This window comes from Caballeronia eucalypticola (assembly GCF_047608185.1).
GTDB lineage: Bacteria > Pseudomonadota > Gammaproteobacteria > Burkholderiales > Burkholderiaceae > Caballeronia.
Map to the genome: position 1 here is coordinate 1 of NZ_JBLKRU010000036.1, position 17,088 is coordinate 17,088.

Here is a 17,088-nt window from a genome sequence, read left to right on the forward strand (position 1 = left end):
GCAAATTGATTCATCGCCGCTTTCCAGTCATGAGCCGCGTGGCCCCAGTTTGCGGTGATGTTTTGCAGAGCCAGCCAGATCAGCTTGGTCGCGGCTTCGTCGCTGGGGAAGTGACCGCGAGTCTTCACAATCTTGCGTAACCGCGCGTTAATACTCTCAATGGCGTTAGTCGTGTAAATCACCTTGCGCACTGCTGGCGGAAACGCGAAGAACGGAATCACCCGGTCCCAGGCGCGTCGCCATGCCGCCACGACGGTTGGAAATTTCTGACCCCAGGCGCCTTGTTCGAACGCATTAAGTTCAGCCTGTGCCGCGTCGGCGCTTGCCGCCGAATAAATTGGCTTGAGCGCTGATGCTAGCTCTCGCCGGTCCTTCCAGCTCGCAAAGTCCAGACTGTTGCGAATTAAATGCACGATGCACGTCTGCAGCGTAGTGGCCGGAAACACTGCGGCGAGTGCCTCGGGCATGCCTTTCAAGCCATCGGTGACTGCGATCAGGATGTCCTGTACGCCTCGCGTCTGCAGGTCGGCAAACACCTTCATCCAGAACTTGGCACCTTCCGTGTTCTCGATCCACAGCCCCAGTATGTCGCGTGTGCCATCCGGCAGCATGCCCAAAGCCAGGTAGATGGCCTTGTTGCGCACCACGCCTTCGTCTCGGATTTTTACGCGCAGGGCATCGAAGAACACGACGGGATACATCGGCTCGAGCGGTCGGGACTGCCAGACGGCGATCTCGTCCATGACGGCATCGGTGACCGAGCTGATGAACTCCGGCGATACGTCGGTGCCGTACTGGTCAATCAGAAAGCCCTGGATTTCGCGCACCGTCATGCCTCGGGCGTACATGGCGATGATCTTGTCGTCAAAGCCGGTAAAGCGGCGCTCGTGCTTGGGAATGAGGATGGGTGCAAAGCTGCCGTCGCGATCCCGCGGGATCTCTAGACGCAGCGGACCGTCGTCGGTCAGTACCGTCTTGGCGCTCTTGCCGTTACGGTGATTGGTGAGCTCCTCAGGCCGTTCAGCGCCCACCGGATATCCAAGGTGATGGCCCAGTTCAGCGCCCAGCGCCCGTTCGATTAACGCCTTCTTGAAGGCCATCGACGCCGACTGGATCGCCTCGGCACTCATTGGACCCTTGACGAACTCATCGATCAGTTCTTTAGGAATTGATGGCAATTCTCTCGCGGCCGTAGCGGCCGCCTTCGGTTTGCGTGGCATACATGCTCCTTTGCGACATGTTATGCCTTACACACAAAATTTTGGACAGGCTCGACTAGCGCCAAAAACGCGTTCGAAAATCGACGCATTTCTTCATTTCAGCGTCGGGGAAAACTTCGACGAATGTTCATTGCCATTCCCCGCGCCTATCGCGATCCCGCTAAGCCCCATTCCAGACAACAGGAAAAAGTGGATGCTCCATCGGAGCGCCCTCAGGCAGCGTCTCCGCAAGCCCTGGAAACTCTGGTGAGGTATGCCAACGGCGCGGCGCATGCCGGACATCGTCGCCAATAAACCGAACCGAGAACGCACGCCGCCGTGTCTGTCCGCTCACACCACCTGACGCATGCAGCGTCAGCATGTTGAAGCAGACCATATCGCCCGGCTCAAGCGCCCACCCGATGATCGGATACGCACCCCTGTCGGCCTCAATATCCGGCAGATCCGTGAGGCTGCCTTCGGGAAACCACTTCGCCTGATTGTCCATGAACGTACGCGGCATCAACCACGGCCCAAGGTGCGAGCCCGCAACAAACTCCAGCCTCGACTCCTGCGAAACGGGATCAACGGGAATCCACATGCTGACGTTATCGTGGCCGGTGATGTTGTAGTAAGGCTGGTCCTGATGCCACGGCGTACGCTGCCGGGTACCCGGCTCTTTCACCAGCAGGTGATCGTGGTAAAGCCGTATGGTCTCGCTCCCCAGCAACGCTGCGGCAACCGCGGGTGCGGCCGAATGAAAAATAAACTGGCGATATGATTCGTTATCCTGCCAATTGCAGAAGTCTTCGAAGAACCAGCCCGGATCGTCGGGACGGCTCGCAACTTTTGCGCGCGGACTGGGCGCTTGCAGGTTGCTATCGATACCCTCACGCAGCAAAGCGACCTCTTCCTGCGTGAATATCTGGCGAATACAAACCGCGCCATCGCGATGAAAGTCTTCCATCAATTGCGGCGTGACGGCCCGTTCAAGACGGGCGGTGACGGTCTCCAACATACCTGTCTCCCTACGAGAAAGAATGAGCCAAGTCCTGACGCTCAGTCGCCGTAAATATCGAAATTAAAGTACTTCGCGGCGACCTGTTGATACACGCCATTCTGACGTATCGCGGCAATGGCCTGGTTGATCTCAGTCTCTGTTGGCGTGTCGCCCTTTCGTATGCCAATGGCAACATCGCCCGCCACGCGACTATCTCCCACCGGCTTGCCCACCAGCGCAAAACCTTTACCTTGCGGCGTCTTCAGAAAACCGAAATCTGCTTGTACGGCGGCCTGGAATGCAGCATCGAGACGGTTCGTCACCAAGTCCTGATAAATCTGGTCCTGCGTCTGATACGACTCCACCGTCACGTTCTTCGGCGCCCACTCCGCTTTCGCATAGCTCTCTTGCGTCGAGCCCTGCACAACGCCCACGCGTTTACCCTGCAAAGCCTGCGCGGTCGGCTGAAGGTTCGAGCCCGTGCGCGCTATCAATGCCGAGCTGCTGTTGTAAAGACGGTGACTGAAATCGATCTGCTCACGCCGTGCCGGTGTAGCAGACATCGCTGAAAGTATGGCGTCGAACTTGCGTGCCTTGAGCGCCGGGATCATGCCGTCGAAGTTCTGCTCGACCCATACGCACTTCTGGTGGAGCTGCGCGCAGATCGCGTTGCCCAGGTCGATATCGAAACCCGTGAACGACCCATCCGGCGCCTTCGACTCGAACGGCGGATAGCTGGGATCAACGCCAAAGCGAATGGCTCCTTTATCCTGTGCGAGAACAGCAAGGGGCAACATCGCCAGTGCGCAAAGGGCTGAAAGCATTACGTGTTTCATGGAGTTCCCCGTCGGTATTGAATCGGTTTGAGCGGATGGTGAGCCAGCTTGCGTCATGCCATTTTTAGCGCTGCGATCGTCCGGAGCGCACACGAATGCGATGTCGCAACCGAATCGTTTCGTCGCGGCTGGCGAGCATGTCGATGGAAGCAGTCATTCGCGTGGCTCCGTGCATCGCGTTGGAACTTGATCGGGTGACGCTACCGTAGCGCGACAGAAAACGGGGCGGGAGAGCTAGAATCGTGAACGTGGCAACCAAAGGTGAACGCCCGGCGCGAACGCGTCTTTTCATTGAGAGCTTATGAAACTTCACCAACTCCGCACGCTCATCGCCATTGCCGAAGCCGGCGGCGTGCGCGGCGCTGCGCGCGTCTTGAAGGCTTCTCCGGCGGCTATTACCAAGAGCCTTCGCCAGCTTGAAGAAAGCGTGCAGATGTCGCTCGTGGTGCGCACATCGTCAGGCGTCACGCTCACGGAGAGCGGCCAGGCGCTCCTGGTTCACGCCCGATCAATCTACGGGCAGATGACACGCGCTCAAGACGCCATGAGCGCGCTGCGGGGCGCCGCGCAGGGCAAGCTCACGGTTGCTGTCACCCCATGGATCGCCATGACGTTCCTGGCGGACACGGTCACGCGTTTTTGCGAGCGCATGCCCGAAATCCGCCTGGAATTCTTCGAAGGATTGTTGTCAGTCGCTAATCCGCGTCTGCGCGACGGCAGCCTCGACTTCTTTATCGGCCGGCCGGAGCCTGGGGCATTTGGTGTCGAGTTTCAGTATCGGCCGCTGTTTTCATCGACTTGCGCGCTCGTCGCCCGTGAAGGACATCCGCGAGCGAACTGCCACTCGCTCGCGGATATGAGCGATCTGGACTGGATCCTCACGTGGGACCCGTTGAACGAAAACGCCCTTGTCGACAACGTCTTCACTCGATACAACGTGCCCGTTCCGCGAAAGATTCATCTGACGCATTCCCTTTCGATAGCCATCGCATTGCTCAAGAAGACCGACATGGTCAGCGTATTTCCGTGGCCGCTGGTCGAGGTCAGTGCAGCCAAGGAAGGGCTGTGTGCCATTCCGTTGCGCGAGCAACTCGACGACGCAATGGTCAGCGTCATCTCGCGCACGGGTCATCCCACGAGTGCCGCGGCTGAATGTTTTATTGAATGCATGATCGAAACAATCCGCGAGGGATGCGAATCGAGTCTGCCGGAAACACGCCACGTGTTGCAGTCAGTCGAACTGTTGATTTAAGAGCATGCCGCCACCATAAAAAAACGGCGCGCATCGTTAAGTGCGCGCCGCTCGTTCCGAAACGTCATGCCCGCATCAGAAGATGTTGCGAAGACCGATTGCAACGCCGGTCTGGTTGTTGCGACCCGGAAAGTCAGCTTGCGCCGCGCCCGTGCCACGGATGAAGTCGACCGTGCCATACACTTCCGTCCGCTTGGACAGCGAGTATTCGGCAAGCAGCACGCCTGAGTAACGAACGCCGCGGCTAAGCGTAGTTCCGTCCGCGTTCAGTGCGTTGCGTGAGTGATCGTAGTAAGCCGCCGCGGTCAGCAGCAACGGCGGCGTGACCTGCCACGTAGCACCCGTGTAGAAGCCATCGTCGATGCGGTTGGTATTCGTCACAGGCGTGAAATTGGAAGCCGGTGAGTTTGCCGCCGACATGAAGATGTCGACCATGCCGGTATTGTCTTGCGAATGCAGCCAGCCAGCGAAGGCCTTGACCGTGTTGAACGAATAAACCCCGCTCACGTTGACGACATTGAACTTGTTGTTGTGCAGGTCGCTGTTCTGCTGGAAGCCCGCATCGAGAGCCAAGCCGGCGAAGGTGTACGAAGCAGTCACGCCGTACATGTTGCTCGCGCCAGTGCTGCCGGCGACGTTGCCGAAGCCGTACATGGCTTCCACATTCAGGCCGCCGAACTGGCCGTTGTACTTCACGGAGTTATTCTGGCGCAGGCCGTAGCCGAGTGCGCCGGGCAGCCAGCCGTCCTGATCGTAGTTACCCACGGTCAACGGGTCGTAGACATTCCCTAACTGATCGAACAGCGGCGTGTTCTGGCGGCCCAAGGTCACGGTGCCGTACTGGTTGCTTGACAGCCCAACGTAAGCCATCCGATTGAACAGCGTATTCGCGCTGGCAAGCTGGCCGTTCCAGAGGTTGAAACCGTCTTCAAGCCGGAATACCGCAGACAAACCACCGCCCAGATCCTCGGATCCCTTCAAGCCCCACCGGCTGCCGGTGATCGGGCCGACGCCCATCGATACCTGGCTGTCATTGGTCGCATTGGCGTTGGTGAGATAACGGATGCTTGTGTCGACGATGCCGTACAGGGTGACCGAGCTTTGCGCGCAAGCGGATTGCGCAGCAATAGCGATCAGTGCGCCGCCGATTGCACCAATTGCGCTGGTAGTTTTCTTCACAGAGTGTCTCCCCCTATTGATTTGTTGGGCAACTACTGGCGTATGTGACGCTGGTAGTTCATGTGCGATTTTTGATCGCAAGCGGGATAATATTTCCTTCAAATTAATTCGGGATTGGTTTTCTATCGCCGTGTCTCCCGTTCGCAACATCGGATTGACTTTCGTGTCGCGGGATAGTCCATAAAATCCAGATTAATTGGATGTTTATTGAACTGCGCTTAAACAGCATTTCAATTGTCAGGCTTGAGGCGGCTAGTGAGCATCTGACGCGGTGCAGCACCTGCCGAGCTGGAATTCGAATCGGCCTTGGCAGTCGCAGTTAAAATCGGGGTTGGCGCACAACCCTGCGTCGCCGCCAACAGCTCTGCAGATTGTCTGCGCCGCGGTGATGCAATCAAACTTGAGGACCGATCTCCAAAATGCCTCTGCTCTCGGACGACGAATGGAACGAACTCAGCGGGATCCTTATATCCGATTCAATGTCGGATGAAACATTGACGGCCGAAAGTCTCGACGGTTATCTGACCGCGATAGCGATCGGTCCGATCACGCTGATGCCGAGTCAATGGCTACCGGGTATCTGGGGACCGGACCCGGAGGACGCGCCTGAATTCGAATCGAAGAAACAGGCCGAACGCGTCATGGGTCTTATCATCCGGCACTTCAACAGCATTATCGAGACCTTGGAGAGTGATCCATACTCGCTCGAACTGATCTTTCACGAAAGAGCGGCACCGGACGGTTCCGGCCCCTATCTCGACGCTGAAATTTGGGCGCATGGTTTCATGCGAGGTCTCAATTTGTGCCGGTCAGCGTGGCAATCGCTACTCGATCACCCCGATGGGCAGGCGTGGCTAAGACCGTTCCACTTGCTAGGCTCGTCAGGCCTGACTGAAGAAGAGATGTCACTCATCGTTCGTCCCGATCAACGTAAAAAACTTTCGGAACTGATTCCCGTCTACGTCGCCTCGATCTACGATTTCTGGTTCCCGTTCCGAGAAGCAATGTTTGCACGCGAGCTCGCGTCGACGATCCGGCGCACGGGCCCGAAGGTTGGCCGCAACGATCCGTGCCCATGCGGTTCCGGCAAGAAGTTCAAGAAGTGCTGTGGGACGGGAAGCGATCTTCACTGATCTTCGCTGATGGTCGCTAACGTGACAATCATTCAGATGACCGTGTACCTGCATTTCGAGTCGATCAACAGTCACTCGAAAGACGAATTATCCGGCAATCAGTTTTAATCCGGCAGGCAACGATTCTCCGAATACGCGCCCCGTGTCCGCGTTATCGAGTGTCACGACTTCACGAACCATATCAACCCACGCTGGCGGTGCATTGGCAGCCTCAAGCCGCCGCACGACGGTTTCACGGACCGGCTCTGCGAGATCCCTCGAACGATCGCCCGTCATGCGAGCGATTTGCGCGGCGGCGAACGCGGCAGGCTCAACCTTTTTCCAGTCCAGCGCGAGGATGACGTCCAGCCATCGCGTGGCTACGTCCGGCGGCACGACACCATGCGCGCTGCCATAAAACGGCCGGCGTGCGCCAATGCGACCAACCGCCCACCAACCTTGATGATTTTCCGATGGCCGCTGAAGCCGGACCAGAAGCTGTTCCGCGATTTCAACTTTACGATCAACCGTGATGCGTTCAAGCGATGCCGAAAGGCGCAGCATGTCCGCGTTGCCCACCTTCGTGGGATCGAAGGGCAGTTTGTGCCGCTTCATGCCGGCAGCCGCCTGAAGCCAGGCCATTGCATCGAGCACCTGAAGCTGTGCGTCCTCGTGCAAGCCGCCCGCCGCGCGGCGCCATAACGTCCACCATTCCGACCACACCTGGCCCTCGTTGACATACTGGATGCCGTCATCGAAGAGCGACCAAAGCTGTTCAATGCGCCATTCGTCAAGCGGATAACCGAACCCAGGCCGCAGACAATAGCCCGTCAGATTCAGCCATAGGCGTTCGTGATCCGCAGAGCGACGCCGACGGCCAGCGCGCTCCCACAGCGCTCCAAATAGTTCGCGCAGCAGCGCACTATCCCAACTTTGACGCGGCCCTAGCAACTGCTCAAGTCCCGCACGCAAGCGCTTTACTTCCTTGGGATCGACATTCGCCGAGCGCGCGCCGAACGTGCGGTCGATCAGTTCAATGGCCTTGTCGAGCGATGGATTTCTTATGGCCGCGGAGACGTCGTGTTCTGCATTGTCGCGTCGCAGCTGGAATTCGAGTAGCCATCGTTGCGATGCATCGCCGGTTGCGATGCAGTGCATCTCCAGCCTGCCAAGTTCCGTCAGCGATGTCGTGAGTCTGACCGGCCGCTCGCGAAGCCCGCTTGCACCCTGTTGCTGCACCACCGTTGCGACCGGCGGCAAGCGGACGAAGTCGCCCGTTGTGAGGTCGACAAGCTCGCCTGGTCTCCAGGCTGTATCGGCGACGGTGGATACCAGGTGGAAACGCACCGGATGTCCGAGTCGCAGCGCAAACACGCGATCCTCGAGATGGACCTCGAGACCTTCTTCGGTGCCACGTGGCAACAGGCAAACGCCCCGCGATGACCGAGCGTTGTCTTGCGCGCTGTCTTGCGCGTCCTCCTCAAGCACGAGGAAGTAGCTGCGTGGCGAGCCGCCGCCAATGCGCGGCGCGTGTCCCGCGCGGGCTAGTCCGTAAGCGACTGCACCACGTGCAACAGCCACGTCGGGATGGTCGTTTTGCAGCACATGCAAAGGCTGCTGCCGCCACGTACCGAGCGCATTCGCCAGACGACTGGAAAGCGCGTTCGCCCGGAACACGCCGCCGTTGAGCAGCAAGGTATCCGGCATCGATGTCTGTACCTCATGCGATACCCCCAACGCCTCACGCGACTGCGCATTGAGGCTCTGCAAAAACGCTGCGATGTGCCGCGTGATTGCCGCATCGGCCGCGTAGGGCAAACCAAATTCGACGAGCGCGGCCCGTGATCGGCGAGGCAATTCGTCAACACCGCCATTCGGAAAGAACCCCTCCACGATGATCTGTTCGACTTCCTCCCGGCTCAATTCCGTCGTTCGCGCCCCGCCGACAAGCCGGGCTCCCGCACCCAGCAGCGTGATCGCGACCGAGTCAGGCGGCTGTGCGCCAAGCAGTTGTTCCTTCGCGGCGCGGCACCGTTCCACCAGTTGTGACAAGCTCGCCGCCGACAGACGTGTTTGCTCCTTCGCCAAACGCGTCTCGACCAGATGCGCCAGCGCGAGGTCCATGTTGTCGCCGCCAAGCATCAGATGATTGCCCACGCCGATGCGGGTCAGTTGCGGCTCTCCGTCCTCGAAATGCACCTTGATGAGTGTGAGGTCCGTCGTACCGCCGCCCACATCGCAGACCAGCACGAGGCGCGTCTGGGCGAGTTCGGCGGCAAGTGTCGCGCGATGATGGAACAGCCAGTCGTAGAAGGCGGCCTGAGGCTCTTCGAGCAAGCGCAATGCGGGCAGCTTCGCGATGCGCGCGGCCTCGAGCGTGAGCGCGCGCGCGCCGTCATCGAACGATGCCGGCACGGTGAGCACCACGTCCTGATCTTCGAGCAACGCATGCGGAAAACGATGGTTCCACGCGGCACGCACGTGAGCCAGATAGCTGGCGCTCGCGGTGACCGGCGAGACTTTGCTGACTTGATCGTCCGCGCCCCACGGCAAAATTGGGGCGAGGCGGTCGACCGACGCATGCGAGAGCCAGCTTTTCGCGCTGGTCACAAGCCGCCCGGGCACCTGCGCGCCCAGCGCGCGTGCGAGATGACCGATCACGGCCGGCTGCGTTTCGTGATCGTTAGGTATCCATGGCAATTGCAGATCGCCGGCCGCCAGCTCGCCCGGCGCCGGGTGATAGCGCACGGACGGCAACAGCTCTCGCGTGCCGACCTCGCCAAGACCCACGAGCTGATCGATATCGAAGATCCTGATCTCGTCAGTACCCGTCTCGACGTACGCTACGACCGTATTGCTCGTGCCGAGATCGATGCCGACGATGTATTGCTTCATCACACTCAGGCGTTCGCGCTGCCGCGCACATCGAATTCGACTTTCCAGCGCTCGTTCGTGCCGCGTGGCACTGCTTCGAGTTCCAGTGTGCCGGCTTCGGTGATCCGCGCATGCAGTTTTACCGGCACGACTTCACCGGGCGTGCGTCCTTCGGTCGGCAGCGTAGCCTGGATTTCCTCAAGCTCCTGCAACTCGTCGGGTGACCAATAGTCGAGCATGGTGCCCACGTGATCTTGTCGGCGTACCGATGAACCAAAGAAACGGAAGTGCACGGGTTCACCGACCACGAGGCCGAATTCCTGAGCCGGCAAGGCCGCGTCCGTGCCCTCTTCCATCCCGAAGGGCGCGACGCACAACGCCTGGACAGGCGGCTCCATGCCGGGCACGGCCGGCATGGCCGACTCGATAGCAATGTAGTAAGCCCGCGCCGTGCCGCCACGAATGCGCACGCCTTTGCCGCGTTTCACATAGCCGTAATACGCCGCGCCGCGTGCGACCGCGAGGTCGAGATCGGCGCCGCCCAACAGGCGCGCAGGCTCCGCGCCTTCGGCGGCGAGCCAGCCGTTGAGGCCATCGAGGATGCGCTCGACGAGCAGCATCGACTTGAACACGCCGCCGTTGAACAGGACCGCTGTGGGATGCAGGAAAGTCGCGTTCTCGGCCGGCTTTTGCTGCAATCCTTCGAGCTCGGCGAGCGCGGCGACTTGACGGCCGAGGAATGCTGCCAAGTGCCGCGTAATGCCAGCATCTTGCGCATACGGCAGGCCGAGTTGAGTCAGGCCGCCACGCGCCCGGCTCATTGGCCGCGCCGATGCATCGACTTGCGGAAAGAAGCCGTCGAGAATCGTCTGCGTGAGTTCGGTGCGGGTCAGTTCGGTGCGGATCGAGCCGCCAATCAGTTTCGATCCACGGCTCGGCACGACCAGCGGCACGGTGTCCACGCTGCGGTCGGTCAACAAGGTTTCCTTGGCCGCGCGGCATGCATAGGTGAGCGCGCGCAACTGCCACGGATCAGCCTGGGTTCCCTGTGCAGCCAGCTTGCGCGCGACCACGTGGGCCAATGCAAGGTCCATGTTGTCGCCGCCCAGCAGGATGTGTTCGCCAACTGCAACGCGATGCAACTCGAGATTGCCTTCACGTTCGATCACCGCGATCAGCGACAGGTCGGTCGTGCCGCCGCCCACGTCCACGACCAGGATGATGTCGCCGACTTTCACTTGCTTGCGCCACGCGCCGGCGCTTTTCTGGATCCAGCTATAAAGCGCGGCTTGCGGTTCTTCCAGCAGCGTCATGCGGGTGTAGCCGGCCGCTTGCGCTGCCTCGGCCGTCAGTTCTCGTGCAGCCGGATCGAACGAAGCAGGAATGGTCACTGTGACTTCCTGCTCGCTGAACGGTGCGTCGGGATGCCCGTGGTCCCATGCTTCGCGCAAATGCGTGAGATAGCGAACCGAGCTTTCAAGTGGCGAAACGCGCGTCACTTCTGGCGGCGCATCGATTGGCAAGATCGCCGCGCGACGGTCCACGCCCGGATGACAGAGCCAGCTCTTGGCGCTCGACACCAGACGAATTGGCGTCGCTGCGCCTCGGCTGCGCGCCATTTCGCCGACTGCAAAGTCGCGCTCGGCGGTCCACGGCAAGGCCAGGTCACCCGGCGTTAATTCGCTCGGATGAGGCAGGTAGAGAAACGACGGCAACAACTCTGGCGCTTCGATAGCCCCCGGTGCGGTGAGCTGCGTGATCGGCAGCACGCCCTGAATGGTTTTCTCGCCATCGCTGGCGGAAAGATCGACGTATGAGAGGGCGCAGTGCGTAGTGCCCAGGTCGATGCCGATCGAATAACGCGGCTCGCTCATCTCGCTCATAGTTCCACCTCGGCCTGTGCGATCACGGTCGCGTCATGCGTCTTTGTCAGCATCGGGAGCCTGACCTCGGCCACTCGCCAGCCGCGATGACTGATATTGCCGCTGAATGGCGGCTTGCCGACGACGTTCCCTGTCAGGCGGATTGCCGTTGCGTCGAAGCCATCGGCGAGCGTCACACGGCTGCCTTCGGCCTCTTCGCGTACCGGACGAATCGTGAAATGCTCCCGCAATGTCGTGCGGCAACCGTCGTGCACGAGCCTCGCGGCGGCGCCGATGTCGGTATCGGAATAACCTGCAATGTCCTCTTCGACAAAGTCAACGAAGCGCGCGCCGCGCTGGAGAAGTCCCAGAAGCTGAAGCGCCGACTCCGGGCTGGCTTCCTTGATCAGGGGAGCGGCCGCTGCCACGGGTTGGGGCGCCGTGACGGGCGCCACCACTGTCCCGTCGCGCAGCCGACGCACCTTCACGGCGAGTTCGCCGTCACCCAGGATGGCGAAAAACGTTCCGACGGCCAAAGAAAGTCTGCTGAGAAAACCCATGTTCGATTCGGTCATACAAAATTGCTCCTGTGGGCTCGCGTAAACAACGCGCTATCCTGCCGGCCGCGGCACAAGGCTTGTTGAAAGCCTTGAAGGGCGTGCGCCGGCATTAAATTCGCGGGCCCGGCTGTGGGCTAAAACCGTATTTTGCCTTGATGTGACCGGGGGCCGTTCAGAATGCAAACGGCGGCAGTCTATTGTCGCGATTGCGTTGCCGCGTAAACGAGGGCATGTGGCATGCCTGAAAGCGCAGTCATGCCGCCCTCATGGCCGGCAAAAGCTCGTGTGGGACGGTCGTTCCGGTCGCGTTTGAAAGTCTGCTTGGGCGGCTACTGACGGCCCTGGAGGCGAATTGCCCGCTAGCGTGCGGTTTCAAGCCTAGTCGCTGTCGAAATCGTCTGCTGCCTTACGATTCCGCCGCTCTTCATTCGCACGGCGAGCACGCACACGCTGGCGCCACAGGACGGTAATGACCTCTCCCGTAGTCGCACCAGCGGGGATTTCGTTGCGGATGAGATTCGGCACCATCGGCAGGCCAAGGCGCTGCCTTCGCAGGGCCCGGGCGATGGCCGTGCGGCACTCCTGCCCGTGGCAATCCCATTCGTCACGCATTTTTCTGCAGTAACGGCACTCGTTCATGGCAAATAGTTTAACTGTAAACCCTGATGACCTCCCGGCATCGGGGCAAAACGCCCTTACTTTGCCAGGCTTTTTGCCAGGTCGCCTTAGTTCGCGTTCGTTAAAGTATTTACGTTTTTTGCCGATATTCAGACTAAGCACTGCCTCTGTTCAATTCGCCTTGTCTTTGCGATTTGCCGCGTCAGAGTCGCATCATGGTCATGCCTTCGGCTCTGTCGCGTGCAGGTTCCAACGGTTAGCTTTCAAGTAAGCCTATAGCGCCGACTGAAGCCGGGTCGTTCCATCCCGCAACCAAAAAGTAAATCCTCCAGTGCGACGAATTGAGCTTGCCTCCCTGCTATCTGTCCTGCTCACCGTCATTCTGATGTCGTTGTCCGGCTGTCACAAGCAAGACAATCCCTCGTCGAACGCCGCCGCGCCGGCCCGGACCACCATTACCGCGTTGATATGGGCGCCCGACTGGCCGGAGGAAATGCTTCAGATCGCCGCCGATTTCAGCAAGGCAAATCCCGACATACGCGTGAACGTGCAGTTCATGATCGGCAATTCAGTCGAAGAAAATATCAAGCCCCGGATCGCCTCCGGCAACTTGCCGGATCTGGTCAGTGTCAATCCGAACGCTTACGCCGCTGAACTTGCCGATCAAGGCATCCTCGCGGACGTCGGCGGGACATCGGCTTGGAACAACATGCTCGATGCGCTCAAAGGAGACTGGACGAGCCGGCAATCCAAGAAATTTGGAATCTCCGGCGGTGTTGCCACCACGCTGATTTACTACAATCAGGCGATGTTCGCGAAGGCGGGAATCAAGCAACTGCCGACCAATTTCCAGGAGTTCCTGATTGTTTGCGACCAGTTGAAGCGGGCGGGCTTTACACCCATCATGTGGAACGGCGGCTTCCCGAACATGCTCGGCAACGGCCCCTTCAGTTTCGGCTTTGCCAACAATGTGGTCGCACGTGAGCCGGATTGGAAAAATAAAATCTCGGACGGTACACTCGACCTGAACACGCCTCAGGTAGCCGATATCTTTGCCAAGATCCTGCTGATTGCGGACCGTGGATATGTCCAAGAGGGATTTATGTCGACGGATTACGATGAAGGCATACGTCTGTTCAAGGACGGCAAAGTGGCAATGGCTTTCCATGGCAGTTGGGCGGCCGGCCTTTTCCTGAACGGCAACCCTTTCGACGTTGGCGTGTTCATTCCCCCCTGGAACGCGCCGGGCAAGCGAGTGGTACCCGTGATTGGCAGCGAAACCGGGTTTGCCGTGTGTGAAACGCAGAACAAAGTCGCGGCAACACGCTTCCTCGAGTTTATCGCCGGGAAGGGATTCTCCATTCTCCAAAGAAAACGTCAGAATATTCCGCCCTTCAAGCAAGTCGACGGAACGACAGTAAGCAATCTGAAGATTGCCGACTACACGAACAAGGTCAGTCACTTTCCGGTGACCTCCAGCCCTTACTATTCGGTTCTGCCCTCCAGTTCGATCGAGCGGCTGCATTCGTTGATGCAAGACGTGTTGTTCAAGAAGATCACGCCCAGGCAAGCGGCAAAACTCCTGGATGAATCAGTCAAGAACGAAGCAAAGATGCACTACAAATGAGCTCAATCATGGGTGCATTGCGACGCATTTTCGAATACCTGTCCCTGGATCTGCTGCGCCGGGTGGAGATTCGTTACCGGCTGATCTCTGCATTCATTCTGCTTTCACTGGTGCCCATACTTCTTTCGGGATACTTATCGTATGTGGAATCGACCGCAGCGATCAGGGAGAAAGCCGAGATATTTTCGAAAGAAGTAGTCAAGCAGCTCTCCAAGAATGTCTTGCTGAGAATGGAGCAGATCGAAACGGAAAGCAGCTTCCTTGTGCTCTCCGACCGGGTTCAAGGCGCGCTGACGCGCGTCACAAACGGCAACCCAACGGAGCAGAGCGAGGCGCGCCGGGACATGACCCGGTTGCTCCTGGAGCATTACGGATCGATTGATTTCATCAACCAGAAATATCTGCTCGACAAGCACAACCGGATCATGGACACCCAGGCGTTCGCGCAATTGACGCAGGGAGTGTCACGCCTGGTCGAGCAAGCTCCCGATCACAATGGACGCCCTTACTGGGGCAGTTACGACAATGGCGTCGGGCAACAAAACCTGGGAATGGTGCGGGCCATTATCAGCAAGAGCAACAATCGGCAGATCGGTAACCTGGTCCTGGTGATTCGCCCCGAATATTTCTCGACCATTTTTAATGATGTCGCGTTGGGGAGTGGAACGGAAATCTACGTCCTCGACGCCAGCAGCAACAAGCTGATTGTGCGTGCCGACGATGCCTCGACCATTACCAGCGAGACGGTTCAACCTGACCTGATCGATAAAATTACGCACAACCAGCCCTACGGCAAGGCGAGCGGTTTTGTCGCCTTCGAGGGCGAGCGCCGTGCGCATTACTTTGCCGCGTATTCGAGGATTCCCGGCACCACATGGTTCGTGGTCAGCACGATTCCCGAAGCGAAGTTAACGGCACAGGCGCAGACAGTGCGCAATCAGATCATCCTGGTCGGCATCTCGGGTTTCCTGCTGTCGATCTTCCTCGCGTACTTCATTTCCCATAGCATTTCGGCGCCGCTTAAGGAACTCGTGCGCAAGATGCACGACACCGGCAACGATGCGGGAGCCCCCGAAACGGGTACGCAAGTGCTCACCGATGCCGACAGTGAAGACGAGCTAGGCAGACTCGCGCAGCGTTTTGAAAGAATGCGCGAGGCGATCAAGCAGAAGATTCAGAAGATCAACGAGATCAACGCCTCGCTGGAACAGACCGTCATTGAGCGTACGGCAGAACTCGTTTCCAGGGAGCACGAGTCGCGCACGTTGATCGAGAATTCTCCCGACACGATTACCCGTTACGACCGGGACCTCCACCGGACTTACGCTAATCCCGCGTTCTGTAGTTCGGCGGGATGCAGCTTTAGTGAATCAATCGGCAAACGGCCTTCAGAAATCCCCGGCGGCCCTAACGCGCTGATCTACGAGATGAAGATCCTGGACGTCATTTCGAGCGGGGAAAGTTCGCAGTTCGAACTGAAATGGATCAGCCGGGACGGACAGGGACAGTGCACTCATATCCGCCTCACGCCGGAGATTGACCGGACGGGCAAGGTCAACTCGGTGCTGGCCGTTGGCCGTGATTTATCGGACCGGATGGCATTCGAGGCAACGATCTGGAAACAGGCCAATTTCGATGCACTGACGAATCTTCCGAACCGTCAAATGTTTCACGACCGTCTTGAGCATGAAGCCCGGTTGGCGCGTCGTTCCGGAAAGCGCATGGCCTTGATGCTGATCGACCTGGATCGATTCAAAGAGGTCAATGACTCGTTGGGACACGACACCGGCGACATCTTGTTGATCGAAGCCGCCAGGCGCATCACGATGAGCGTGCGCGAATCGGACACGGTCGCGCGTCTGGGTGGTGACGAGTTCACCGTCATCCTGCCCGATCTGGACGACATAGAAAGTATTGACCGGATTGCACAGACGATCATCGACAACCTGGCCGAACCCTTCAAGCTCGGCCCGGACGAGGCGTTCATTTCTGCCAGCGTCGGCGTCACGCTTTACCCCGACGACACCAACGAACTCGATGTCCTTTTCAAGAATGCCGACCAGGCCATGTATGCGGCCAAAAACGCTGGGCGTAACCGGTTCAGCTACTTCACGCCTGACCTGCAATTGGCCGCAGAAAAGCGCCGGCGTCTCACAAGTGACTTACGCGCCGCGCTGCCGGGCGAGCAGTTCCAGATCTATTACCAGCCCATCGTTGACCTGACGAACGGGGAAATCTATAAAGCCGAGGCGCTGATCCGCTGGCTGCATCCCGAGCGCGGCACGATCAGCCCGCTGGATTTCATTCCACTCGCCGAAGACACGGGGCTCATTGTTCCGATCGGTGACTGGATGTTCAAGCAGGCCGTGCAGCAGGCTCGTAAATGGCGCAACGGATTCCATCCGTCGTTCCAGATCAGCGTCAACGTGTCGCCGGTGCAGATCCGTCAAGACAGTGTTCTGTGCGCCCAATGGCCCGACTATCTGATTCGGGAAGGGATGCCGGGAGAGAGTATTGCAGTCGAGATAACCGAGGGGCTGTTACTGCATGCCGAATCGAAGATTGACGAGAAATTGCTGACCTTCCGTGATGCGGGGATCCGGGTCTCGATCGACGACTTCGGGACCGGTTACTCGTCTCTCGCGTATCTCAGGCGCTTTGATATCGACTATCTCAAGATCGACCGTTCATTCGTCCAGAACCTCGCCTTCGATGGCGACAATCAGGCGCTTTGCGAAGCGATGGTCGTACTGGCTCACAAACTCGGATTGAAAGTCATTGCCGAAGGGGTCGAGACGACGGAGCAACGGGATTTCCTGATCTCCGTAGGCTGTGATTTCGCCCAAGGGTTTTTGTATTCCGAGCCGGTACCGTCTGATCGATTCGAGGCGTTGGTATGGCCGGGTTTCGACCAGGGCGGGGCTTATCATGCGCTTGCTACGACCAGCACGGTCGACGCCTAAAACATA

General features: G+C 58.9%; 12 protein-coding genes. 4 read left to right on the plus strand and 8 right to left on the minus strand.

Translation table 11 applies throughout. The features are described from left to right. From ACMX25_RS30080 to ACMX25_RS30090, 3 genes are all read right to left on the minus strand, one after another. The coding region (locus tag ACMX25_RS30080) for an IS256 family transposase (RefSeq protein ID WP_414953566.1) at window positions 1-1,220 on the minus strand (1,220 nt) is incomplete at its 3' end. A 160-nt stretch (window positions 1,221-1,380) separates the two neighbouring features. After that, window positions 1,381-2,217 carry a phytanoyl-CoA dioxygenase family protein gene (locus ACMX25_RS30085; protein ID WP_414953567.1) on the minus strand — a complete coding sequence of 279 codons (837 nt, stop codon included), beginning with the start codon at window positions 2,215-2,217 and terminating at the stop codon, window positions 1,381-1,383. Between the two features lie 41 nt (window positions 2,218-2,258). After that, a complete protein-coding gene (locus tag ACMX25_RS30090) occupies window positions 2,259-3,035 on the minus strand; it encodes an ABC transporter substrate-binding protein (protein WP_414953568.1) in 777 nt (258 codons plus the stop codon). A 301-nt stretch (window positions 3,036-3,336) separates the two neighbouring features. Between ACMX25_RS30090 and ACMX25_RS30095 the strand changes: the two genes are divergently transcribed. Further along, window positions 3,337-4,287 carry a LysR family transcriptional regulator gene (locus ACMX25_RS30095; protein WP_414953569.1) on the plus strand — a complete coding sequence of 317 codons (951 nt, stop codon included), beginning with the start codon at window positions 3,337-3,339 and terminating at the stop codon, window positions 4,285-4,287. Between the two features lie 75 nt (window positions 4,288-4,362). Here ACMX25_RS30095 and ACMX25_RS30100 read toward each other — a convergent pair whose 3' ends face one another. Next, on the minus strand, window positions 4,363-5,466 hold the full coding sequence (locus tag ACMX25_RS30100; RefSeq protein ID WP_414953570.1) for a porin: 1,104 nt from the start codon (window positions 5,464-5,466) through the stop codon (window positions 4,363-4,365). A 419-nt stretch (window positions 5,467-5,885) separates the two neighbouring features. Between ACMX25_RS30100 and ACMX25_RS30105 the strand changes: the two genes are divergently transcribed. Then, a complete protein-coding gene (locus tag ACMX25_RS30105; RefSeq protein WP_414953571.1) occupies window positions 5,886-6,599 on the plus strand; it encodes a UPF0149 family protein in 714 nt (237 codons plus the stop codon). Between the two features lie 87 nt (window positions 6,600-6,686). Here the strand turns inward: ACMX25_RS30105 and ACMX25_RS30110 are convergent, their stop codons facing one another. From ACMX25_RS30110 to ACMX25_RS30125, 4 genes are all read right to left on the minus strand, one after another. After that, the gene (locus ACMX25_RS30110; protein ID WP_414953572.1) at window positions 6,687-9,473 is read right to left on the minus strand and encodes an Hsp70 family protein; all 2,787 of its coding nucleotides are present in this window, start codon (window positions 9,471-9,473) and stop codon (window positions 6,687-6,689) included. 5 nt (window positions 9,474-9,478) lie between these two features. Further along, complete coding sequence (locus ACMX25_RS30115) at window positions 9,479-11,326, minus strand: Hsp70 family protein (RefSeq protein ID WP_414953626.1); 1,848 nt, start codon at window positions 11,324-11,326, stop codon at window positions 9,479-9,481. 5 nt (window positions 11,327-11,331) lie between these two features. After that, window positions 11,332-11,889 (minus strand): DUF2760 domain-containing protein, encoded by a 558-nt coding sequence (locus ACMX25_RS30120; RefSeq protein WP_414953573.1) that lies wholly within the window; start codon window positions 11,887-11,889, stop codon window positions 11,332-11,334. A 363-nt stretch (window positions 11,890-12,252) separates the two neighbouring features. Beyond that, window positions 12,253-12,513 (minus strand): hypothetical protein, encoded by a 261-nt coding sequence (locus ACMX25_RS30125; protein ID WP_299718264.1) that lies wholly within the window; start codon window positions 12,511-12,513, stop codon window positions 12,253-12,255. Window positions 12,514-12,877: 364 nt separating this feature from the next. Between ACMX25_RS30125 and ACMX25_RS30130 the strand changes: the two genes are divergently transcribed. After that, a complete protein-coding gene (locus ACMX25_RS30130) occupies window positions 12,878-14,119 on the plus strand; it encodes an ABC transporter substrate-binding protein (RefSeq protein ID WP_414953627.1) in 1,242 nt (413 codons plus the stop codon). Then, on the plus strand, window positions 14,116-17,082 hold the full coding sequence (locus ACMX25_RS30135) for a bifunctional diguanylate cyclase/phosphodiesterase (RefSeq protein ID WP_414953574.1): 2,967 nt from the start codon (window positions 14,116-14,118) through the stop codon (window positions 17,080-17,082). The genes ACMX25_RS30130 and ACMX25_RS30135 overlap by 4 nt, the downstream gene beginning before the upstream one ends. Window positions 17,083-17,088 lie beyond the last annotated feature (6 nt).